21 protein-coding genes are annotated in these 21,719 nt (G+C 36.8%); 18 read left to right on the forward strand and 3 right to left on the reverse strand.

What is annotated here, in order from left to right; genetic code table 11:
- Positions 1-3: 3 nt before the first annotated feature.
- From BR52_RS00860 to BR52_RS00915, 13 genes are all read left to right on the forward strand, one after another.
- Complete coding sequence (locus BR52_RS00860; RefSeq protein WP_034568352.1) at positions 4-3,465, forward strand: WxL domain-containing protein; 3,462 nt, start codon at positions 4-6, stop codon at positions 3,463-3,465.
- 14 nt (positions 3,466-3,479) lie between these two features.
- Positions 3,480-3,836, forward strand: a complete 357-nt coding sequence (locus BR52_RS12480) for an LPXTG cell wall anchor domain-containing protein (protein ID WP_160113851.1) — start codon at positions 3,480-3,482, stop codon at positions 3,834-3,836.
- Positions 3,826-4,548: a WxL domain-containing protein gene (locus BR52_RS00865; RefSeq protein WP_051915585.1), complete on the forward strand. Its 723-nt coding sequence runs from the start codon at positions 3,826-3,828 to the stop codon at positions 4,546-4,548. Before BR52_RS12480 ends, BR52_RS00865 begins: the two co-directional genes overlap by 11 nt.
- Positions 4,549-4,567: 19 nt before the next feature.
- Positions 4,568-5,386, forward strand: a complete 819-nt coding sequence (locus BR52_RS00870; protein WP_034568354.1) for a WxL domain-containing protein — start codon at positions 4,568-4,570, stop codon at positions 5,384-5,386.
- Between the two features lie 25 nt (positions 5,387-5,411).
- Complete coding sequence (locus tag BR52_RS00875; RefSeq protein ID WP_034568356.1) at positions 5,412-6,212, forward strand: WxL domain-containing protein; 801 nt, start codon at positions 5,412-5,414, stop codon at positions 6,210-6,212.
- A 28-nt stretch (positions 6,213-6,240) separates the two neighbouring features.
- Positions 6,241-7,047, forward strand: a complete 807-nt coding sequence (locus BR52_RS00880) for a WxL domain-containing protein (RefSeq protein WP_034568358.1) — start codon at positions 6,241-6,243, stop codon at positions 7,045-7,047.
- Positions 7,048-7,128: 81 nt separating this feature from the next.
- A complete protein-coding gene (locus BR52_RS00885; RefSeq protein WP_034568360.1) occupies positions 7,129-7,896 on the forward strand; it encodes a WxL domain-containing protein in 768 nt (255 codons plus the stop codon).
- A 98-nt stretch (positions 7,897-7,994) separates the two neighbouring features.
- Positions 7,995-9,194, forward strand: coding sequence for a WxLIP family cell surface protein (locus tag BR52_RS00890; RefSeq protein WP_081890676.1), 1,200 nt, complete (start codon positions 7,995-7,997; stop codon positions 9,192-9,194).
- A gap of 123 nt (positions 9,195-9,317) precedes the next feature.
- Entirely contained in the window at positions 9,318-10,667 is a 1,350-nt protein-coding gene (gorA, locus tag BR52_RS00895; protein ID WP_034568361.1) for a glutathione-disulfide reductase, read from the forward strand.
- A 327-nt stretch (positions 10,668-10,994) separates the two neighbouring features.
- Positions 10,995-11,459, forward strand: coding sequence for a MarR family winged helix-turn-helix transcriptional regulator (locus tag BR52_RS00900; RefSeq protein WP_034568363.1), 465 nt, complete (start codon positions 10,995-10,997; stop codon positions 11,457-11,459).
- Positions 11,440-12,381: an NADP-dependent oxidoreductase gene (locus tag BR52_RS00905; RefSeq protein WP_034568365.1), complete on the forward strand. Its 942-nt coding sequence runs from the start codon at positions 11,440-11,442 to the stop codon at positions 12,379-12,381. The genes BR52_RS00900 and BR52_RS00905 overlap by 20 nt, the downstream gene beginning before the upstream one ends.
- A 13-nt stretch (positions 12,382-12,394) precedes the next feature.
- Positions 12,395-12,763, forward strand: a complete 369-nt coding sequence (locus BR52_RS00910; RefSeq protein WP_034568366.1) for a DUF1304 domain-containing protein — start codon at positions 12,395-12,397, stop codon at positions 12,761-12,763.
- Positions 12,764-12,825: 62 nt separating this feature from the next.
- The gene (locus BR52_RS00915) at positions 12,826-13,143 is read left to right on the forward strand and encodes a hypothetical protein (protein WP_034568367.1); all 318 of its coding nucleotides are present in this window, start codon (positions 12,826-12,828) and stop codon (positions 13,141-13,143) included.
- On the opposite strand, the gene BR52_RS00920 is transcribed toward BR52_RS00915, so the two are convergent.
- Complete coding sequence (locus BR52_RS00920) at positions 13,136-13,606, reverse strand: DUF6884 domain-containing protein (RefSeq protein ID WP_034568368.1); 471 nt, start codon at positions 13,604-13,606, stop codon at positions 13,136-13,138. The genes BR52_RS00915 and BR52_RS00920 overlap by 8 nt on opposite strands.
- Before the next feature lie 129 nt (positions 13,607-13,735).
- Here BR52_RS00920 and cls point away from each other — a divergent pair, with 129 nt between their 5' ends.
- Positions 13,736-15,253, forward strand: a complete 1,518-nt coding sequence (gene cls / locus BR52_RS00925; RefSeq protein ID WP_034568369.1) for a cardiolipin synthase — start codon at positions 13,736-13,738, stop codon at positions 15,251-15,253.
- 57 nt (positions 15,254-15,310) lie between these two features.
- On the opposite strand, the gene BR52_RS00930 is transcribed toward cls, so the two are convergent.
- Both BR52_RS00930 and BR52_RS00935 read right to left on the reverse strand, forming a co-directional pair.
- The gene (locus BR52_RS00930) at positions 15,311-16,045 is read right to left on the reverse strand and encodes a class I SAM-dependent methyltransferase (RefSeq protein ID WP_034568370.1); all 735 of its coding nucleotides are present in this window, start codon (positions 16,043-16,045) and stop codon (positions 15,311-15,313) included.
- 103 nt (positions 16,046-16,148) lie between these two features.
- Entirely contained in the window at positions 16,149-16,415 is a 267-nt protein-coding gene (locus BR52_RS00935) for a CD3324 family protein (protein WP_034568372.1), read from the reverse strand.
- A 312-nt stretch (positions 16,416-16,727) separates the two neighbouring features.
- Here BR52_RS00935 and BR52_RS00940 point away from each other — a divergent pair, with 312 nt between their 5' ends.
- From BR52_RS00940 to deoB, 4 genes are all read left to right on the forward strand, one after another.
- A complete protein-coding gene (locus tag BR52_RS00940) occupies positions 16,728-17,741 on the forward strand; it encodes a LacI family DNA-binding transcriptional regulator (RefSeq protein WP_034568374.1) in 1,014 nt (337 codons plus the stop codon).
- Between the two features lie 135 nt (positions 17,742-17,876).
- Positions 17,877-19,181 (forward strand): pyrimidine-nucleoside phosphorylase, encoded by a 1,305-nt coding sequence (locus BR52_RS00945; RefSeq protein ID WP_034568376.1) that lies wholly within the window; start codon positions 17,877-17,879, stop codon positions 19,179-19,181.
- A gap of 17 nt (positions 19,182-19,198) precedes the next feature.
- Positions 19,199-20,479 carry an NCS2 family permease gene (locus tag BR52_RS00950; RefSeq protein WP_051915586.1) on the forward strand — a complete coding sequence of 427 codons (1,281 nt, stop codon included), beginning with the start codon at positions 19,199-19,201 and terminating at the stop codon, positions 20,477-20,479.
- A gap of 68 nt (positions 20,480-20,547) precedes the next feature.
- On the forward strand, positions 20,548-21,714 hold the full coding sequence (deoB, locus tag BR52_RS00955; RefSeq protein ID WP_034568379.1) for a phosphopentomutase: 1,167 nt from the start codon (positions 20,548-20,550) through the stop codon (positions 21,712-21,714).
- Positions 21,715-21,719 lie beyond the last annotated feature (5 nt).

The raw sequence follows: 21,719 nt of genomic DNA on the forward strand, positions 1-21,719 counted from the left end.
GCAATGCGACATTTTAGAAAAAAAGAAATAAGCTATATGTTTTTATTTTTTCTATTCGTAGGGAGCGGTTTTTTAGCAGGAAATCATTATTTTAAACGAGCGGCAATTCAAGCGGATACACCGTTGGTATTGACTAGTGATAAACAAAAAATACTACCAGCAGAGACAGTCACACTCACGCTTAAAAGTAATCAAAAAGCAACTAAAGAACCGATTATGATGAATATTCCAAAAGGTTTAGTAGTTGATCTTGAAATGACAAAACAACTTAACGATGGACACGATAATCAAGAAATTACATTGAATGAAGAACAATCTAAACTAGCCGTGTACCTAAATTCAGAAGCAGATAATAGAGAAATTAAATTATGTTTTAGGGCTGAAACGTATGGCGATTATTCAATTGAAGCAACGCAAAAAGTAGCCAATGACCTACAGACTACACCACCACTTAAGCTTCAGGTTGTACCTGTAGAACCTATTTCTCAAAAATTTGCACCGTCGTTAATCGATGATGTGATCGCTCCATTTGCAGATAGTGACTATCAGCCTGTACAAAATTATCCAGGAATCAATCTGATTGATCCAATTAATACAGTCAACAATCCAGTTATACCTGGAGAAAATGGATTTGTAATGCGATTGTCAGATCGTCTATCTTATGAAGCAAAAGGTTATGACTTAGATTATCGAGGCAATTACGATTGGAGTCATCTGCCAGGGTTTATTTTCTATGATACAACAGCCAATCCAGTAAAAGATCGCTATGTACTGGTTAAAAATGCAGGTATTTATCGAGGAAAGTGGATTGATGTTAAATTAGTTGTAGACGAGGTAATTGCTAAAAGTACGAGTGGTGCGTTCTCAGTTGCAACGACAACCTATGATACAAAGGATATTGACTTTGGATTAGGGGAAACAGGAACCTTTGCTGATTACTTTATGTCAGTTGGTGCTTATGAAGGTTCAACTAAAGGCGATTCCTTTAAATACCATTATGAGTTTTATGAGCATGATTCACAAAAAAGAATTAGCACCATGTCAGGAATGTGGAATTATCAACGTTTGAACGAAGAAAAGCAAGCCCAAATTCCAACAGATTCAAAACATATGAGTTCCTTATATGCTAATAATGACACAACTGTTTATTATAAACGAGATGTTCCAACTCCAGGTACTGCAAGATTTTGGGGAACTGCAGATGGTTACGAATCAGGTCCAGATACTTACTTAACAAGTTTATTTAGTAAAGTAGCGGAATATCCAATCACTATGAATCTTGCTACTAAAGAAGATGATTATTCGACAGGAATGATTTTAATGTATAACCGTACTCCGTTGACTCGAATTTATCCAGGGCGACCTGAAGTTATAGGAGAAATATCCAATGAAGACCCTAAGCGATTGAAATACCATATATTACAAGAAATACCAGCTCAACTACCCGTTTATTATTCAGATTCATTTAAGTTGACAACAACTTTTCCAACCGATTTTGATATTGATTTAAATTCAATCAAAATTATGAATGTATTAGACGGTACAGTTTCAACCGATTTTAAACAACCGACTTTATCAGCAGATAAACGAACATTAACGATTGAAGCAATGAATCCAAAATCAAGTTCTTTTAATGATGATATGTATGAAATTTATGTTGAAGGAACAGTCAACAGTAGTTTTGATTTTGCTAATTACAAAGGAAAAACAGGGAATCGAGTAAAAACTTATGATCCTGCAACAGGCTATTTAGCGATTCCAGTAACTGCACAAAATGAATTTGTCATTAATGGAAAAACCATTACACAAGACCCAAATCTATTAGAAGAAGGCGAAGAAGATAAAGCTATTTCTTATGTGAAATACAAAGGCATTCCAGATGGTGATCCAGTTATGGATAAAAAAGTGAAAATCAATCAAGATTTCAACTTATTAAATCCATCTGATTTTGTGACCAATTTAAGAGTAGACACAGATTCGCCGCTTGATAAGCCTGTAGAAGCAGTTCGATTTGAAAATATACCGGATACTTCAAAACCAGGAACAGCAAAAGTGACAGTTGTCATTGTGACAGCTCAAGGTATAGAAAAGAAAATTATCGTTGACGTTACGATTGCCAATAATGATCCAGTCCCTGTAATCAACGTTAGCGGAGCTATTCGAAACGATACTCAAAATCTTGGTTTTTCAGCAAACCAATCCGCTCATATCAATGATGAACTTACCTTCCAAGGGAAAGTAGTTAAAACAATCGCTAATTCTGTTTGGTTGGAACCCACTTTAAAAATGAATGTACCAGAGGGCGTCACATTTCCAAAGACAGGGAACGTAACTGTAAAGGATGAAAATAATACAGAAATCGAATTAGCAGAACCAATCCAATACGATAGCAACGCCCGCGAATTGACTGCGAAGTTAAAAAATACTCTTTCGACAGATGCCACAATTATGATTCAGTTTCAAACAAAGGTAGAAGACAAAGCGTTAGGTCAAACGTATGAAACGAAGGTAAGTGCTGCTGGAAAAGATAGTAACTTTAAACCAATCGACGTGAGTGGAACAGCAAACTTAACAGTGGAAGACTACGCAGAACCACAAGTTCAATTTGCTGGGAAAGTTCAAAAAGAAAGCGAAGGTAGTTGGATTGATACAATTCAAGCTAAACCTAATGATCTAGTCAATTATACAATTGAAGCTACTTTGACCAATGATTATACCGTTTGGAGCAATCAAAAAATAGTTGCAACAATTCCAAATAATCTTGAAAATATCACAGTAGATAAGGCTATCTTAAGACGCCCTCATCAAACAGATATTGAACTTCCACTAAAGCTGATGACCGAATCAGGAGTTCAAAAAGTTGTTTTTGAAACGAGTGAAGCAACTAATGCCTTCACTGAAAGTGGTAGTAAACTAATCCTAACATACACAGGTAAAATCAGTGTCAATGTTGGATTAAATGAAACGCTTGTTACTCCTGTTAGCATCGAAGGGCTCAACTCAAAAGGTCAAGTTATTCAGCCGATTACAGGAAATATTAATTTAGCAGTAAGCGAAGGAACGTTGCAATTCACAACAACTTCCTCATTGGATTTTGGTGTACAAGAACTGATCAGTATTTCTGAAAAACGACATGCTCCAGACAAGAATATTGAAATGCTCGTAGAAGATACCAGAGGAACCAACGAACGTTGGAAAATTATGGCAACCATTACCCAAGAATTTACAAATGGAACGAGCCTATTAAATGGCGGATTAACCTTTGTAACAGATACAGGATCTGTCATTGAATTAAGCAAAACAGCAAGTCAAGTGTACGAAAAAAATCCAGCAAGCAATGGAACATCTAATTTAATTTGGGACCGAACAAAAGGTCAAGGTCTATTTCTACAACAAAAAGCAGGAATGAATAAAATTGGAAGCTATCAAGGAGAACTTCAATGGACGCTAACCGATGCACTTTAAAAGGAGACGAGAAAATGAACAAAAGAAAACAACCTCTTCTTTTTAAAGTCCTAGTCATCTGTCAATTGACAATAGCTGTGATTGGTTTAACTGGGATTTTCCCGACCACTAGTCAGGCAAGCGAAATGACAACTGACGTAGGATTAGTGTTTGAAGGAGAAGAGTCATCTGATTTTTTACCAGAAACCGAAACCGACGATCCCATTCAAGAATTTATTGATAATCTAATCACTCGTTTGCCACAAACCGGTGAAGCAAAGATGGGAAGTTTTCTTTTCTTTAGTGGCTTGCTATGTGTGGTTGTAAGTGTGTATGGGGTTATTATTTTAAAAAGACGACAATCAAAGAGGAGAGAGACAGATGATCACTAATCAACTAAATAAAAACCGTATCATTCTTTTGTGGTTAGCGATTGCTTTCTTTTTACTTGTCAACTCCCCAACTGTCGTTGCAAATCAAACAGATGCTAGTGCTGGTTTTCAATTAAGCGATGATTCCACTGAGCCAGTTGATCCAGAGAAACCTGAGAAACCAATTAAACCGGTTCATCCGCCGACTAAAGGACCCTTAAGTCTAAATTATGTGTCAGACATTCAATTTGGTACACATAAACGTTCCAATTCAACGCAAGTGTTTTACGCACAACTAGATAAGATTGAATATTTAGATGCATCAGAAACACAAAAACGTGCGAATTTTGTGGAATTGACAGATAATCGAGGGTCAAATGCTGGATGGAATCTAACAGTTAAACAGAATGGACAACTTCAAAATCAAGCAGGAGAGCAATTGGAAGGGGCAATTATTTCTTTTAAACAGATAACACCTCGTTCACTGGATGGTGTTGGGAAACAGCCAACAGCAATTCCGACGGAACCTGTTTCCTTAAGTCCAAATGGAATAACGAACAGCTTAATCCTTACTGCTCAAAAAGGTACTGGAATGGGCAGCTGGAGTATCAGTTTTGGAAAAGATGAAAAAGAAGGCATCGAAAGTATTTTAGTAACGATTCCTGAAAAGACACCAAAAAAAGATGGTGCATACAGCACTACTTTAACTTGGACTTTAGGGGATTCATTATAAATTATTAGGGGGAAAGAGCATGAAATGGAACAAAATTCAAAAAATAGGATTTGTATCTGCAATAGCTGTTCTAGCACTAGGGTCAACAAATTTAGTAAGCTACGCAGCACCAGTTTTTCAAGCAACAGATGCAGATGTAGGATTTAAAACAGATAATGATGGAACAACCGATCCGTTGATTCCAGTTGATCCAGATCCAACCAAGCCTATTCAGCCAGATCCAGATCCAAAGCCTACTAAAGGCGCATTGAGAATGGATGTAACACCAAGCTTTGATTTTGGAAACAACAATAAAATCAAAGCAACAGAACAAAAGTACTATGCAAAGTTTGTAACAGGAACCAAATTTTCAGAAACTGAAAAAACAGAATTTGAAAATTATCTTCAAGTAACAGATGAACGTGGAGGCACGAAAGGATGGAAAGTATCCGTTTCAAATGATGGCGTATTTACATCTTCTACAGGAGATAAAATCGAAGGCGCTGCCATCACCTTAAAAGATTTCAGTGTTTATTCAGGCAGCAACATCAAAGAGCCAAGTATGTTTCCAACTGTCCCAACGACAGCAGTGACTATTAGCGATAATACTGACCATCTCTTGTTAAATGCCGATACAACTAAGCAACAAGGTTACGGAATTTGGACGATGCCAATGGGATCAGTGGATCATAAAACTACCGGTCAAGGAGAAGACGGGCTTGGAACAACTGGAAAAATCGACGAAACTAAAGCTGGGCGCAATCCCGCTGTTGAATTGAAGATTCCAGCCGGACAAATCATACAACCAGACAAAGCTTATAAATCCGTTTTAAATTGGAACATTTCAGATAATTTATAAAAATAAAAACATGGGGGAACTAAAAATGAAAAAGACAATTATTGCAACAGCATTATTAAGTACGGTGGTAGTATCAAGTTTTGCAGGAGTAGCTTCAGCAGCAGAGGTAGGTACAGCAACTACAAAAGGAAGCGTACAATTTAAAACACCAGGAGACGAAGAAGAAGGAAAAGTCATCAAACCAGGCGAAGATGAAGAAGAAATTTTACCTGATCCAGATGGTGGAGGAGGAAGTTCGAAAGGTGCATTAAGAATTCAACATGCAGCTGCATTTAAGTTTGGGATTGTTGATAATGTAAATGGCACAAAAAAATACCCAGCGCAAATGGAAGCATACACTAAACCAAATGACGCGGATCCAGCTAAAAAGTACTATATGCCTAACTTTGTTCAAGTAACGGATGAGCGTGGGGATATCACAAAAGGTTGGACACTTTCAGTAACTGGCGATGTTTTCAAAAATGGAACTGACGAATTGAAACAAACAAAAATTTTATTAAATGAACAAAAACACACAAATACAGTTTTTGATTTCCAAACACCAGCGACAGATTTAACAACAATACTTGATGGATTTGATGCAAAAGGCACAGCGATTTCGACAGATGGAAAAACGTCAGTTGAAATTTTAAAAACAAAAGCTGGCAAGTCAACAACTGGATCGCAAACATCAAGTGTTTTTAACACAAGCTACGATAAGGCAACGGAATATGCAGAAACAGATAGGAATGCTGGAGTTGAATTACAAAAAGGAAATTTAGATATTATTGAAGTCGGAAAAGTTTACGAAAGTACATTGACATGGACATTAAGTGAAGCCCTATAACATTCTAAAAATTGGAGGAGTAAAAAAAATGAAAGCAACTAAATTAAGCGTTATTACACTAGCAATTACCATCATTTTAGCAGGAATCGTTCCAATCACGGCCGATGCAGAAACGACAAAAACAGCAGATACAACAGGAAAAGTACAATTTAAAGCGCCAATTGATCCAAGTGGTCCAGTCATCAAACCAGGATCAAAAGACGAAGAAGTTGTTCCAGAAACAGGAAACAAAACAACTGGTGCTTTAAGATTAGACCATGTTCCAAGCATCGACTTTGGAATTGTAGAAGCCCGCGCGCAGGCTCAAACCTTTGAAAGTAACAATGAAAAATTAGTTGAAACAAAAGAGGGAATCTCAACCAATCTATATTCACCGAACTTTATACAAGTAACCGATGAACGTGGCGTAGATGGTGATTGGAAAGTAACCGTAGCAGGAACGGTCTTTGCTGCTCAAACAGGAGAAAAGTTACCAAATACTAAAATTTCAATTAAAGAAAAAAGCAGCTTTAACAATGTATACGATTTTTTAACCACACCCGATACAAGTGATCGTATCGAAGCATTTTCAGGTGCATTAGACATTTCAAATGATGGAACAGCTAAAGAAGTTCTTAAAACAAAAGCTGGAAAACATACATCTGGCTCTAAAACATCATTGGTTTTCAATAAAGACTACACATTAGCATCATTGCCAAATTATGAAGCTCCAAATGCAGAAAATACAAAAGGAAAAAATGCTGGGATTGTCCTAGAAAAACCATTATCAGATACGGTTACGATTGATGTTCAATACACAAGTACCTTGACATGGACCTTGTCTTCGGCATTATAAGAAAGCGACAACTAAGTAAAACAGGTATCGATATACTTGTTTTACTTAAAAAAGAATCAATCCAACAGGGGGAGTAAACAAATGAAAAAAGCAATTATGTTAGGACTTGCAAGTGTAGGAATCTTGGCAGCGAGTAGCCCAGCAGTTTTAGCAAGCGAAGTGCAAACAACGAGTGATGTTATTTTTAGAGTGAACCCAAATCCAGATGAAGTGGACGTGGTTAAACCAGGTACACCAGACGACAAAATTACTCCAGAAGGTGGAGGACATACAAAAGGAAACTTAAGAATTACTCATGTTCCAGATATCCATTTTGGCATTCAAGACATTTCTTCATCAAGTAAAGAGTTTCATCCAGCGATGCAAAAATATACAGAAGCGAATACTGAAAAATACATGCCTCATTTTGTTCAAATCGATGATGCTCGTGGCTCGATGACGGCAACCTGGTCATTATCTGTTACCGGTAGCGTATTTACACCTGCAACAGCAAGTAATCCTAAACTAGAAAATACGTACATCACGCTAGATCAACAAACTGTAACGAACAATGTTTATGATGAGCTATCCCCAACAGAAACAGCAAAACGCGTTACTGGATTTACAGATAGTGCTAAAATCAATACAGATGGCAAAACATCTGTTGAAATTTTAAAAGTAAAAAGTGGACAAAATACAAACTCAACAAAAACGTCAAACGTTTTCACGACAGGATACTCTAAAACAACAGAATACGAAGCCAGTCAAAAAAATGACGGCATTACATTACATGTACCCGCCAACGATATCAAAGTGGATGGCGAAACCTATACAGCAACTTTAAATTGGGTATTAGCAGATTCTATTTAACAAAAAAAATGAGATTCGGGTTTTTATGAACCCGAATCTTTCCTCATTTAAAAATAAAATCAACGAAGCAAGAGGATACTTAAGGGAGCGATTAAAAAATGAAAAAATCAAACATTTTTTCTTTGATGACAGCAATGGCCATAGTCATGCTAATAGTTTTATCAAAACCTGTAGAAGCAGAAACAGGGATGCCAATATCTGTAAATGCCGTGTTACCAGAAAATCAGTTTAACAAGCAAGTTTCTTACTTCTATTTAAAAATGGAGCCAGGAGACGAACAAGAAATTGAATTAAAATTAGGAAACAGCTCTAATGAAGATCAAAAGGTTGAAGTAACCCTCACTCCTGCTATTACAAATGACAATGGCATTATTGCCTATCCAGACGATGTAAAAAAAGTGGATTCTTCATTAGTTCATCCCTTTACATCAATTGCAACCACAGACAAAGACGTGACCGTACCTGCTAACAGCGAAACCTCTGTTAAAATAAAGTTAAAAATGCCAACGGAAGAATACGAAGGCATGATTGCAGGCGGCATTAACGTAAAATTAAAAGAAACAAAAGACGATGCTGAAAAGAAAAACGAGACAGGTATGAAAATAAAAAATGTCTTAACGTATAATATCGGTGTTGTTCTAGTTGAGAATGAAACCATAGTTGTGCCAGAAATGAAACTAAACAAGGTTTTTGCAGGACAAGTGATGGGAACAAATACCATCAAAACAAACCTATCAAATACAAAAGCGACCCCAATTGAAGAATTGGAAATAGCTGCGAAAATTTATACAGAAAAAGGCAAAGAGCCTTTATTTGAAGAACATAAAAAAAATCTACGAATGGCGCCCAATTCAAATTTCAATTTCGGAGTGGGTCTGGGAAATCAAGCGTATAAAGCTGGAAACTATCGCATTGTAATCAACGCTAAATCTGATCCAGCAGACAAAAAATGGTCTTTTGAAAAAGAATTTACCATTGACCGAGAAACTGCAAAAAAACTAAATGCAACAGCAAGCGATCTTGAAAAAGACAATACGCTTTATTACATCATTGGTGGTAGCGTACTCCTTATCTTACTAATCGTACTCCTCTATTTCATTAAACGTTACAAAGCAAATCAAAAGAAGAAACGTGAACAAGAACGCAAACGTCGTAAGGCACACGCAGTCAGAAAACAAAAGGCAGCTAATGCAAATAGTCAAACTAGAAAAAAAAGACCTACAACATCCGTTAAAAAAAATGAAAATTCACGTCAAACTAAATCAACTAGACCTAAATCAACTCATAAACCCAAGTAAAATCAAGAAAATGACTAACTGTCATTTTCTTTTTTTATGTGAGTGTAGTTCAATCAATTTACATTTTGTAAGAGACTCTTTATACTAGAAGGTGAGCTAAAGACAATTTACGGAGGTTTTCAAATGACAAAAAAATACGATTATATCGCAATTGGTGGAGGAAGTGGCGGGATTGCTTCTATCAATCGAGCAGCAAGCTATGGCATGAAATGTGCCTTAATAGAACCAAAAGAATTAGGCGGAACCTGTGTAAATGTAGGGTGTGTTCCAAAAAAAGTAATGTGGCATGGCGCCCAATTAAACGAAGCCATGCACTTATATGCACCGGACTACGGATTTTCAGTAGATGTAACCGAATTTAATTTTCAAAAATTAGTTGACAGTCGTGAAAGCTACATTGACCGTATTCACCAATCCTATCAAAGAGGCTTAGATAATAACAAGGTTGACCTTATCAAAGGGTATGCAACCTTTATTGATGAGAAAACGATTGAAGTGAACGGCGAACAATTAACAGCCGATCATATTTTAATTGCAACAGGTGGAAAACCAACAATCCCATCAATTCCAGGAGCGGAATACGGCATTGATTCTAATGGATTTTTTGCACTACGCTCGTTGCCAAAAAAAGTAGCAGTGATTGGTGCGGGTTACATCGCAGTTGAATTAGCCGGAGTATTAAATGGACTAGGTTCTGAAACGCATCTCTTCGTTCGTAAAGAAACCCCACTTAGAAACTTTGATCCACTAGTGGTAGAAGGGCTAGTGGAAGCAATGAAACAAGATGGGCCAACGCTACACACGAACGCGATTCCAAAATCTGTGGAAAAAAATGCAGATGACACTCTGACCATCACTTTTGAAAATGGAACAAAAGAAACGGTGGATACCCTAATATGGGCCATTGGACGGACACCCGTAACCGAAACATTGAAATTAGAAAATACATCTGTTGAAGTGAATGAAAAAGGCTACATTAAAGTCGACGATTATCAAAATACAACAGTCAAAGGTATTTATGCAGTTGGAGACATTACAGGTCGCGTTGAGTTGACTCCTGTAGCTGTAGCAGCTGGACGTCGTTTATCTGAGCGCTTATTTAATAACAAGGCAGATGAACACCTTGACTATCACAACATCCCAACGGTAGTATTTAGCCACCCACCTATTGGAACTGTAGGCTTAACAGAACCAGAAGCAAGGGAACAATTTGGTGACGAGGTTAAAATTTATCAATCTTCTTTTACCTCAATGTATACAGCAGTCACAAGTCATCGTCAATTATGTCGAATGAAACTAGTTTGTGTTGGGAAAGAAGAAAAAGTAGTCGGGCTCCACGGTATTGGATATGGTGTGGATGAAATGATTCAAGGTTTTGCCGTTGCTATCAAAATGGGTGCAACTAAAGCTGATTTTGATAATACAGTTGCGATACATCCGACTGGATCAGAAGAATTTGTAACAATGCGCTAAAAAAATGTAGAAAATCTGAAACTAATCTTAAAACTCCAAAACGCCTCTCGTTGAATTCATGTAAAATGAAGGAAAACGGAGGTGTTTTCTATTATTGTGCACACTGTGGAAAAGCTGTGGATAAAAAAAGTTGAAAACAAGGTATTTAACTAAAAAAATAGTTAGTTATGCACATACTTGTGCATAACTATTGTGTATAACTCTATTTTTCCACAAACTCTTTTTTTAACCTGGTTTTTCTATTTTGAAAGCAAATATTTTGTATAATGAATCCAAATAGAGTATCATAGTTGATGGGTCAATTATTGAAGTCGAAGGGAGTAGCTAATGACAGAAAACTGCAGTCACAAGTCCTTATTATTTTACAGAATGAACACTGTATACAAAGAAATGAACGTTCATTTTGAAGAAGAAACAGGCATTAGCTTCACGAAGCTAGAGATTTTATTTTTTATTTACGGAACGCCAAACCTTTGTCAACAGGACATTCAAAAAAAATTAGCTATTGATGCAGCGAGTGTTACTAGACATTTAAAAAAATTAGAAACAGATCAATTCATTCAACGAGTAGTCGATCCTACTAACAAACGCTTCCGACGAATATCCTTAACTGAAAAAGGTCGAAAAGAACTAAAAACGATGATTACAGAAAAAGATAAGTACGAAGCGCAACTGTTTGCCAATATTTCTGAGGATGAATTAGAACAGCTGTGGATAACCTTAAATAAACTATCAATAAACAGCGTTAAAATAACTAAGGAGGATGATAAAAATGAAAGCAGTCGTAATTGAAAACTATGGTGGAAAAGATCAACTAAAAGAAATGGATGTGCCAATGCCAAAACCAACAGCACATCAAGTGATTGTTAAAGAAATGGCAACGTCAATTAATCCAATTGATTGGAAACTACGTGAAGGGTATTTGAAACAAATGATGGATTGGGAATTTCCAATTATCCTAGGTTGGGACGTTGCGGGGGTTATCAGTGAAGTGGGAAGCGACGTAACGGATTGGAAAGTAGGCGACAAGGTATTTGCTCGTCCAGAGACAACTCGTTTTGGTACGTATGCAGAATATACAGCAGTAGAAGACCATTTAGTAGCAAAAATCCCGGGAAATGTGACCTTTGAAGAAGCTGGTGCAGTGCCATTAGCAGGCTTAACAGCATGGCAAGCATTGTTTGATTATGGAGATTTAAAAGCAGGTGAAACCGTGTTGATTCATGCTGGAGCCGGTGGTGTTGGAACGTATGCCATTCAATTAGCTAAAAATAAAGGTGCAAAAGTCATTACAACTGCCAGCGAAAAAAATAAAGCGTTACTTTTAAGTTTAGGCGCCGATCAAGTCATCGATTATCATACTGAAAATTTTGTGGATATCTTAAAAGACGTAGATGTTGTTTTTGACACAATGGGTGGCGACATTCAAAAAAATAGCTTCAAGGTTTTAAAACCCCATACAGGTCGAATGGTCTCAATCGTTGGAGAAACCGATCCTGCTTTAAGTAAAGAACATGACGTGGCTTTTCATAATATTTGGTTAAAACCAGATGGGGAACAATTGTCTCAAATTGCTGATTTGATGGAAGCTGGAAAAGTGAAATCGGTTATTGGTGCGACGTTCTTATTTTCACAACAAGGCATTTACGATGCCCATGCATTAAGTGAAACGCATCATGCAGTCGGTAAAATCGTCATTAAATTTGAACAATAAAAGGAGACTGTAAATGGAAATTGTTGCGTTTATTTTAGTATTACTTGTAGCGATAGAACATTTTTATATTTTAGGATTGGAAATGTTTTTTTCAACAAGTAAGACGGCTCAGAAAACATTTGGTTTAGATGAAGCATTTTTAAAACAAGAAAGTGTTAAAACCCTGATGGCCAATCAAGGCTTGTATAATGGTTTTTTAGCAGCAGGATTACTCTGGGGATTATTCTTTGCGAATCCAGTTAGCGCTGTTAGTATTCAGTTATTCTTTTTAAGTTGTGTGATTGTGGCAGCTGTTTATGGATACTTTACAGCCAGCAAGCAAATTTTATTAAAGCAAGGCTTACCAGCTATTTTAGCAGTAATTGCTGTTTTAATGGTATAATGAGAAAACGATTAGCATTTCATTTGAATGCTAATCGTTTTTTATTATATAGGGGGGATAAAATGACAAAACGTGTAGGGATAGAGATTATTTTATTGATTGGATCGCCGTTAGTAATAGCTGAACTTCTGTTGCTCTTTTTTCAGTTTCCTTTTTTAGTAAGCAGCGCGGTAGGGTATTTTATTTTAGTACTTTTTCATTTGCCAGCTAATAGTCCACTGTCTGCTAGTGCTGATTTTGAAACAAAGAAAGTGAATCCGCATTTTAAAGCCAGTTTGCCTACAGCTTCGTCGATGAAACGACTAGATATGCTGAAATTTATGCTCCTTATTTTATTGTTGATTGGTTGCCTCTATTTGTATGTTGAGAAAATTAGATAATGATTTTTTTTCTATATGGCAGTGGGGTATGTTTCGCGACAGCCGTTTTTAAGTGTTGCTGCATTACACCAATTCCACCAAGTGAATCGAGTGGAAATAAAAGTGTCGTGCCTGAAGGCAGAATTTGACTGAGTAAAGGTTGAAACTTTTTTCCACCTAAGACAGTGATCGTTGTCTCGGAAACAGCAAGTTCCTGCCATTGTTTTTGAAGACTTTCTAGTTGTATCGTTTCGGCTGTTATTCCTTTTAAAGTAAAGCGCGTATCGTAAGTGTGTGGAATAACAGTAGAGGGTCTTAAAAAACCATAATAAGGAGATAATATGAGATAATGTGGATCAAATTCTAACGCATAGGCTTTAGCTAGACGGTGAAAAGTTCCTGTATAGGCAAATTGACTTTCAACGGCACCAATTTCTGGTTCTTTGTCCCAAATCTTGGGTTTACCAGAAGGAATAATCATCATCTTAAAAACTCCTTTCGTAAGGTTACTTAAACAAAGCTTGGTAGAAGACTCTTTAGGTGGAAACTCTTTTTTTAGGATTTTCCAGTATAATAAAGCATAACATAAGCCACAATAAAAAAAGGAGATTCTATGAAAAAAATAATTCAATTATTTGTGATTGCAGGATTAATCATTCTAATAGGTCATTATTTGATTATCTTATCAAGCAGTCTTTTTATTGGTGCTAGCTTAATCACTGAACTTGTTGGCATTTATATTGCATTGCGATTGCTGTTATTTGATAGTCGAAGTACCAATTCTAAGGTTGCTTGGATTGCTATTATCTTCATTCTTCCCATTTTTGGTGTTATTTGTTATTTTTTCTTTGGAAGAAATCCACAAAATCGACTATTTACGACAGCTCAAAAAAAAGAGCGAGAAAAATTGATTCAGCGAATTCATCATTTATCAGATCAATTAGAAGAACTGGTTGTACCAAAAACCTCTCAACGAATCGAATCCTTAACTGGCATCAAAGCTTTAAATGGCAATCGATTAACCCTCTTAACAGACGGTGATGAAACCTTTTCAGCAATTAAAAGGGCAATCAAGCAAGCAAAACACCATATTCATATTCAATATTATATTTACAAAAGCGATGAGTTAGGTACTGAACTACGAGATTTGTTGATTCAAAAAGCTAGAGAAGGTGTGGAAGTTCGGTTCCTTTATGATGGATTTGGTTCCAAAAAGTTAAACACAGCTTTTCTTACTCCGATGAAACAAGCAGGGATTGAGTTTTATGCCTATGATCCTATTTTTTCAATTTGGATTTCACGAACAGCCAATCTTAGAAACCATCGTAAAATTATTGTCATTGACGGTCAAATTGGTTTTACAGGCGGTTTAAATGTCGGCAATGAGTATCTAGGTAAAGTAGATCGATTTAAATTTTGGCGTGATACCCATTTGATGATCGAGGGCAATAGTGTGATTGAGCTTCAGGAAGCCTTTCTTTATGATTGGGTTTATATGGAAAATCGCAAAGAAGCTGCTAATCCATTTATTAAAGCCGAAGGGATTCAACATTATTTCCAACCAGAAGCGGTGGGAAACGAGTGGGTACAAGTGGTCTATGGTGGACCTTACGATCAAGAAAAATTGGTTCGAGATGCCATGCTTGATATGATTGATTCTGCAGAAGAATCGGTGTGGATAACGTCGCCTTATTTAGTTCCTGACGACGAATCATTAGCTGTGTTAAGAAGAACAGCGATGAGTGGCGTTGATGTTAAAATCTTGATTCCAGGAAAAGCGGATATGGCCTTGTCTTTCCATGGAAGTAATGCCTATATTGAAACACTTTTAGAAGCTGGAGCAGAAGTTTATTCCTATCGAGATGATTCCTTTATTCATGGGAAAATGCTCTTGATTGATGGCAAGCGAGGCGCCATTGGAACTGCGAATTTTGATATTCGAAGCTTTCGGTTAAATCACGAAATGATGTCCTTTATTTATGAAGCGTCACCAGCTCTTGATAAAATGAAAGCAAATTACATTGAAGATCTTGAAAATAGTTATTTAAACAATCTTGAAGCGATGAAGCAACGTTCGCTAATCCAAAAATTAAAAGAACAGTTGGCAAGTCTTTTTACACCGATTTTATAACTACCAAAAAAGTCACTCAACAAACGTTTTGTTTTTGAATGACTTTTTTTGGTAGTTTTATTTTTTTCTAGCTGAAACTAACAGCATCATCGGTCTTCTAAGCTCGTCTTGCATCTCTGGAATAGTCGCCAGTAATTCAGGCGCAGGTTCAGGCTCAACGATTGACGTAATGTCGAATCCATTTTTTAACAGGCTGTTCAAATAGGTTGTTAACGTTTTGTGGTACTTCGTCACGTCCTCGCCTAAGAAATGGCTCACCCGCTTGCCTTCGATAAAATAGCAATCTACTGGCCAATGAAGAATTTCACCAGCATCATTTGTATACCAATCCTGTGTACCGCAAGCTGTAAAAACAGGATGCTCCACTGAGAAAACAAAGGTTCCATCAGGTTTTAACGTGTGATTGATTTTTTTACAAATCGCATCAAAATCTGCTAAATAATGAAAAGCGAGTGAGCTAATCACACAATCAAAAGCCGCTTTTGGATAATCGTAATCTTCAATTGCTTGATGGAGATAATGAATTTTAGGAGAATCGGTTTTCTTTTTAGCCTCTGCTAACATGTTTTCAGATAAATCAACTCCTATCACATCGCTAGCGCCATGTTCCACAGCATAAATACAATGCCAGCCAAAGCCACAGCCTAAATCAAGAACACGTTTGTCTTTGAAATCAGGCAGCATTTTTTCTAATTCATGCCATTCCCCAGCGCCAGCTAACCCCTCTTTTGAACGGTTCATTTGACGATACTGTTGGAAAAAAGCGGCTTGATCGTATTTGTTTTCTTTCATTTTTATTCCTCTTTTCTTCATAAAAATAAATTTCTTTCAATAAGTGTATCAAATAATAATTTAAAGTAAAAAGAAAAGACGATACCGAAACGAAAAATCCACTTTAGTTCTCAAAAGAAGTTAAAATCTTACGAATACTCGATTCAGATAAAAAGAATTGCTTTGCCAGCTTTTTGATAGAAGTCCCAGCTAGAAAAGCAGTGTAAATCTGCTGATTTCTCTTCATTAACAAGGACTTACTTCCAGTTTTAGCCCCCCAAGGTTGACGTTTATTTTTAACTGGAATATAAAGATAATCACCTGTAATATACTGTTGAATCTCATTAATAAGTTCTTTTGGCAACACTTTTGTTGCATTGATATAGTTCATCGTTTGCTCCTTTAAATTGAAATTTAGGAAGCAAAGTCAACGACTTAATTTTTAAAGCTACACAAAGTAATTGACTTCGCATAGCCAACAGCTCTTCGTTTATTCATACTCAAGCTTAAAATGCTCATACTTTCCAACTCCTATCCATTTGTACATATCGGAAACTACCTCAAGAATAAGCTAATAAATCCCATTTGTCTAGGAATCATTTTTTAAATAACACATGAAGAATATTCTAAATCAAAAGACTTGTGCTATAATAAATGTAAACCGTTACATAACCGGTTCCATTAATGGAGGTTAAACTAAAAAATGAAGATGACAATTAAAGATGTTGCTCGTTTAGCAGGTGTTTCGATTACAACGGTATCACAAATTTTAAATAAAAAAGGCGATCGCTTTAGCCCAGAAACACGTCAAAAAGTCTTGGCGGTTGTGAAGGAGCTTGATTACAAAGCAGATTATTTTGCCCAGAATATGGTGAGCAAGCAAACAAAGACCATTGGGATGGTAGTTCCAGATATCACCGATCTCTTTTTTTCAAAAGTCATTGAAGGGGTAGAAAAACATTTAAATGAACTTGGTTTTATGATTATTCTGTGTAATTCCAATCACAGCTCTGAAAAAGAAAATCTTTATATAGAAGAGTTACTCCATCGATCAGTCGAAGGCATCATTCTAGCAAGTCCAAATCCCATTCATTTGCCAAAGTTAAAAAACGAAGACGGCAGCAATAAAATCCCTCATATTCTAATTGACCGCGGTATTAATAAACGTGACGAGGGGCAATTGATTACGAATGAATTTCAAGGAGCCTACGAGGCTGTTGAACATTTAGTGAACTTAGGTCATCGTGAAATCGGAATGTTAAGCAATGAAACCAGTTTTTATGAAATTACCGATCGTTTTTACGGATATAAAAAATGTTTAGAAGATTATCAGATTCCTTTTCAAGAGGAATGGATTGTCAGTAAGAATTTAACAATTAAAGGCGGGTACGAAGGGGCACAACAACTCTTACAACAAAATATTACCGCTCTTTTTTGTGGAAATGACCAAATGGCAATTGGAGCTTATCGTGCAATTAATGAAGCCGGAAAACAAATTCCAAAGGACATTTCAGTAATTGGTTACGATGGCTTAGAAATTACCGATTATTTAGTTCCCTCATTAACGACAGTTGCGCAACCAATTTTTGAAATTGGCTATTTTGCGGCTAAGTTTTTAATTGATCATATCAACAACCCAAAAGAGAAGGTACCAAACAAGTATTTTGATACTCAGCTGGTTCTTAAAAATAGCACCAAAAAACTTGATTCTTTTTAAATTAAATGCTAGTATCAACTTGTTAGCGTTTTCCTTTTTTTGAAAGGAGAACTTAAGAAGATAAGATATTAGCTTTTAGTCAGTTAAGTAAAACGTTTTACTTGTTTCTAATTATACTTAAAGGAGATTAAAAAAATGAGAATGGTAGACATTATCGAGAAAAAAAGAGACGGTCAAGAACTTACAAAAGCAGAGATAAACTTCGTCATTACAGGTTACACAAAGGGCACAGTACCAGATTATCAAATGAGTGCTCTGGCAATGGCGATTTATTTTAAGGATATGACGAACCAAGAAATTACTGATTTAACAATGGCAATGGTAGAATCTGGTGAGCAGATTGATTTATCCGCTATTCATGGCATCAAAGTAGACAAACATTCAACTGGTGGCGTTGGGGATACAACGACCCTTGTATTAGCACCTTTAGTAGCAGCTGTTGGGGTTCCTGTTGCCAAAATGTCAGGTCGTGGTTTAGGACACACGGGAGGTACGATTGATAAATTAGAGGCAATCAAAGGCTTCAATGTTGAAATTTCAAATGATGAATTTATTCAATTAGTCAACCGCGATCAAGTTGCTGTTGTCGGACAATCAGGTGACCTAGCACCGGCAGATAAAAAATTATACGGATTAAGAGATGTGACTGGAACCGTTGATTCAATCGCTTTGATTGCTAGTTCAATTATGAGTAAAAAAATTGCAGCAGGAGCCGATGCCATCGTTTTAGATGTCACTACTGGAGACGGTGCATTTATGAAAAATGAAAAAGATGCGGAACGCCTTGCAAAAACAATGGTTCAAATTGGGAAATTAGCAAATCGTCAAACAATGGCTATCATTTCAGATATGTCTCAACCATTAGGGCTAGCAATCGGAAATTCCCTTGAAGTCAAAGAAGCAATCGATGCGTTAAAAGGGGAAGGTCCAGCCGATTTAATGGAAATGGTTTATGTATTAGGAAGCCAGATGGTTGTTCTTGCTAAACAAGCAGATACATTAGAAGAAGCTCGTGAACTTTTAAAAGAAGCCATCCAATCTGGAGCCGCAACCACTAAGTTTAAAGAAATGATTCGCAATCAAGGCGGCGATGATTCAATTGTAGATCGCCCAGAAAACTTGCCACAAGCAGAATTTGTGATTGAATTACCTGCTAAAGAAAGCGGCTATATTTCAGAAATGGTAGCCGATCAATTAGGGATTGCCGCAATGCTTCTAGGCGCCGGTCGTCGAACAAAAGAAGATACCATTGATTATTCAGTCGGCTTAATGTTGCATAAAAAAGTTGGCGATTCTGTTACTGCGGGTGAACCATTGGTGACGGTTTATGCGAATAGTCAAGCAATCGATGATGTGAAAACCAAAATTTATGAGAACATTTTTATTACAAAAGAAAAAGTTGCAGAACCAACTTTGATTCATCAAATCATAACAGAATAAGTTGAGTGAGGGACACTATGAATTTATTTAAGTTAAAAGAAAAAAAGACGACCGCTAAAACGGAGATTATTGCAGGGCTGACTTCCTTTTTCGCTATTTCCTATATCGTAATCGTCAATTCGGTTATTTTAAAGGATGCTGGAATACCTGCTGAACTAAGTGTTTTTGCCACAATCTTTATCTCGGCAATTGGGTGTTACCTGATGGGGATTTTTGCAAATGCACCGATTATTTTAACCCCCGGTATGGGAGTGAATGCTTTTTTCACGTATACGTTAGTAGGAACTTTGGGATTGCGTTGGCAAGAAGCAATCGGCGTGATGATGATTTCCAGTTTAATCTACTGTGTGATTGCTTTTTCAAAAGCCAGTGATGTCTTGTCGCGAGCAGTGCCAGATACGTTGAAGCACGGTATTACTTGCGGCATTGGGTTGTTTTTAGTCATGATTGGTTTAGAAAAGGGTCAGTTGATTGTAGCTGGCGATAAAAGTTTAGTGGCATTAGGAGACTTAGCTAATCCACACGCGATGTTAGCTATTTTTGGCTTAATTTTAACCTTGATACTTGTAATTCGCAATGTACAAGGTGGGATGTTTATTGGCATTTTAGCAACGACGATTTTAGGGGTACTTTTTAAAATTCAAGATGCTGGTGAAGGCAGTTTTTCCTTGATGAATATTGTTGATTATCCTTCAATTATGGGACAAGGCGATTTTTCTGGGCTATTCTCCTTAAAATTCATGATGGGTGTTTTTTCGTTAACGATGATTCTAGTCTTTGAATCAATGGGATTGCTTCAAGGTTTAATGGAAGAAGCGAGTACCGTGGATTTTAAGAAAGCTTTTAGAATGAGTGCAGTGACGACTTTCCTATCAGGTATTTTTGGAACAAGCCCAACTATTGCGGCAGCTGAAAGTGCTTCTGGTATTGAAGAAGGCGGTAAAACAGGCTTAACAACGATTGTTTCAGGAACCCTCTTTTTAGCAACCCTCTTTTTCATTCCGTTGTTATCTTATGTGCCACAAGCAGCGATTGCCCCAGTAATTTTAATTACAGGCGCATTAATGATGAAGAATTTACAACACATTCAATTTGACGATTTTACAGAGTGGTTTCCAGCCTTCTTGATTGTCGTATTAATTCCATTAACATCAAGCATTGCAGATGGGATGGCAGCTGGATTTGTCTTTTACCCAATCGTAAAATTGGTAAGCGGGAAAAAATCAGAGATTCATCCAATTCTTTATGGGATTTCAGCGTTATTTTTAATGTATTTAGTTTTAAATGCATTAATTTAAAAGCGTGCAATTTAGTGGTGACGTGGTAAAATAAAGTGAGTGAATAAAATACGAAGGGATTGATGAAAATGTTTAAACGTGTACATTTAGTCGTGATGGATTCAGTTGGAATTGGGGAAGCACCAGACGCAGAAGCTTTTGGAGATAAAGGCAGCGATACATTAGGGCACATTGCTGATATCGCAGGCTTAGATATTCCAAATCTAGAAAAATTAGGGTTAGGAAATATTCGTCCATTAAAAGGTGTAAAAGAAGTCAAAGAAAATCTTGGCTATTACACAAAATTAGAAGAAATTTCTGTTGGAAAAGATACAATGACAGGCCATTGGGAAATTATGGGCTTAGATATCAAAACGCCTTTTAGAGTCTTTCCAAATGGTTTTCCACAAGATTTATTAGATAAAATCGAAGCTTTTTCAGGTCGTAAAGTGGTTTGTAATAAACCTTATAGCGGAACGGCTGTCATTGACGATTTTGGGCCACAACAAATGGAAACTGGAGATTTAATTGTTTATACATCCGCTGACCCAGTGTTACAAATTGCAGCCCATGAAGACATTATTCCATTAGAAGAGCTATACAAAATTTGTCAGTATGTTCGTGACATTACATTAGACGATCCCTACATGATTGGCCGCATTATTGCGCGTCCATTTGTTGGAACACCAGGTAATTTCCAAAGAACGAGCAATCGACATGACTATGCCTTAAGTCCATTTGGCGAAACCGTCTTGGAACAATTAAAAGAAACCGGTAAAGACGTGATTGCCATTGGTAAAATCAACGATATTTTTAATGGCGTTGGAATGACCGAAATGGTTCGTACAAAGAGCAACATGGATGGCGTGGATCAATTGCTAACTATCATGAACAAAGAATTTACTGGCTTAAGCTTCTTAAACTTAGTTGATTTTGACGCACTATTTGGTCATCGCCGCGATGTTGAAGGGTATGCCAAAGCGATTGAAGAGTTCGACGGTCGTTTGCCAGAAATTTTAGCAGCGATGGAAGAAGATGATTTATTATTGATTACAGCAGATCACGGAAATGACCCAAGCTTCCCAGGAACAGACCATACGAGAGAATATGTTCCACTATTAGCTTATTCACCAAAAATGACAGGACATGGTGCTTTGAAACAAGGTCATTATGCTGATATTTCGAAAACCGTTGCTGAAAACTTTGGTGTTAAAGGTACAGAAAACGGCGTAAGTTTCTTATCTGATTTAAAATAGAACAA

The sequence above is a fragment of the Carnobacterium divergens DSM 20623 genome, from assembly GCF_000744255.1.
In the GTDB taxonomy this organism is placed as follows: domain Bacteria; phylum Bacillota; class Bacilli; order Lactobacillales; family Carnobacteriaceae; genus Carnobacterium; species Carnobacterium divergens.

What these genes read in the sequence shown, in the direction of transcription:
- BR52_RS00860 (WP_034568352.1), top strand. Translation starts at nt 4, where the DNA reads ATGCGACATTTTAGAAAAAAAGAAATAAGCTATATGTTTTTATTTTTT.
- BR52_RS12480 (WP_160113851.1), top strand. Translation starts at nt 3,480, where the DNA reads ATGAACAAAAGAAAACAACCTCTTCTTTTTAAAGTCCTAGTCATCTGT.
- BR52_RS00865 (WP_051915585.1), top strand. Translation starts at nt 3,826, where the DNA reads ATGATCACTAATCAACTAAATAAAAACCGTATCATTCTTTTGTGGTTA.
- BR52_RS00870 (WP_034568354.1), top strand. Translation starts at nt 4,568, where the DNA reads ATGAAATGGAACAAAATTCAAAAAATAGGATTTGTATCTGCAATAGCT.
- BR52_RS00875 (WP_034568356.1), top strand. Translation starts at nt 5,412, where the DNA reads ATGAAAAAGACAATTATTGCAACAGCATTATTAAGTACGGTGGTAGTA.
- BR52_RS00880 (WP_034568358.1), top strand. Translation starts at nt 6,241, where the DNA reads ATGAAAGCAACTAAATTAAGCGTTATTACACTAGCAATTACCATCATT.
- BR52_RS00885 (WP_034568360.1), top strand. Translation starts at nt 7,129, where the DNA reads ATGAAAAAAGCAATTATGTTAGGACTTGCAAGTGTAGGAATCTTGGCA.
- BR52_RS00890 (WP_081890676.1), top strand. Translation starts at nt 7,995, where the DNA reads ATGAAAAAATCAAACATTTTTTCTTTGATGACAGCAATGGCCATAGTC.
- gorA (WP_034568361.1), top strand. Translation starts at nt 9,318, where the DNA reads ATGACAAAAAAATACGATTATATCGCAATTGGTGGAGGAAGTGGCGGG.
- BR52_RS00900 (WP_034568363.1), top strand. Translation starts at nt 10,995, where the DNA reads ATGACAGAAAACTGCAGTCACAAGTCCTTATTATTTTACAGAATGAAC.
- BR52_RS00905 (WP_034568365.1), top strand. Translation starts at nt 11,440, where the DNA reads ATGAAAGCAGTCGTAATTGAAAACTATGGTGGAAAAGATCAACTAAAA.
- BR52_RS00910 (WP_034568366.1), top strand. Translation starts at nt 12,395, where the DNA reads ATGGAAATTGTTGCGTTTATTTTAGTATTACTTGTAGCGATAGAACAT.
- BR52_RS00915 (WP_034568367.1), top strand. Translation starts at nt 12,826, where the DNA reads ATGACAAAACGTGTAGGGATAGAGATTATTTTATTGATTGGATCGCCG.
- BR52_RS00920 (WP_034568368.1), bottom strand. Translation starts at nt 13,606, where the DNA reads ATGATGATTATTCCTTCTGGTAAACCCAAGATTTGGGACAAAGAACCA.
- cls (WP_034568369.1), top strand. Translation starts at nt 13,736, where the DNA reads ATGAAAAAAATAATTCAATTATTTGTGATTGCAGGATTAATCATTCTA.
- BR52_RS00930 (WP_034568370.1), bottom strand. Translation starts at nt 16,045, where the DNA reads ATGAAAGAAAACAAATACGATCAAGCCGCTTTTTTCCAACAGTATCGT.
- BR52_RS00935 (WP_034568372.1), bottom strand. Translation starts at nt 16,415, where the DNA reads ATGAACTATATCAATGCAACAAAAGTGTTGCCAAAAGAACTTATTAAT.
- BR52_RS00940 (WP_034568374.1), top strand. Translation starts at nt 16,728, where the DNA reads ATGAAGATGACAATTAAAGATGTTGCTCGTTTAGCAGGTGTTTCGATT.
- BR52_RS00945 (WP_034568376.1), top strand. Translation starts at nt 17,877, where the DNA reads ATGAGAATGGTAGACATTATCGAGAAAAAAAGAGACGGTCAAGAACTT.
- BR52_RS00950 (WP_051915586.1), top strand. Translation starts at nt 19,199, where the DNA reads ATGAATTTATTTAAGTTAAAAGAAAAAAAGACGACCGCTAAAACGGAG.
- deoB (WP_034568379.1), top strand. Translation starts at nt 20,548, where the DNA reads ATGTTTAAACGTGTACATTTAGTCGTGATGGATTCAGTTGGAATTGGG.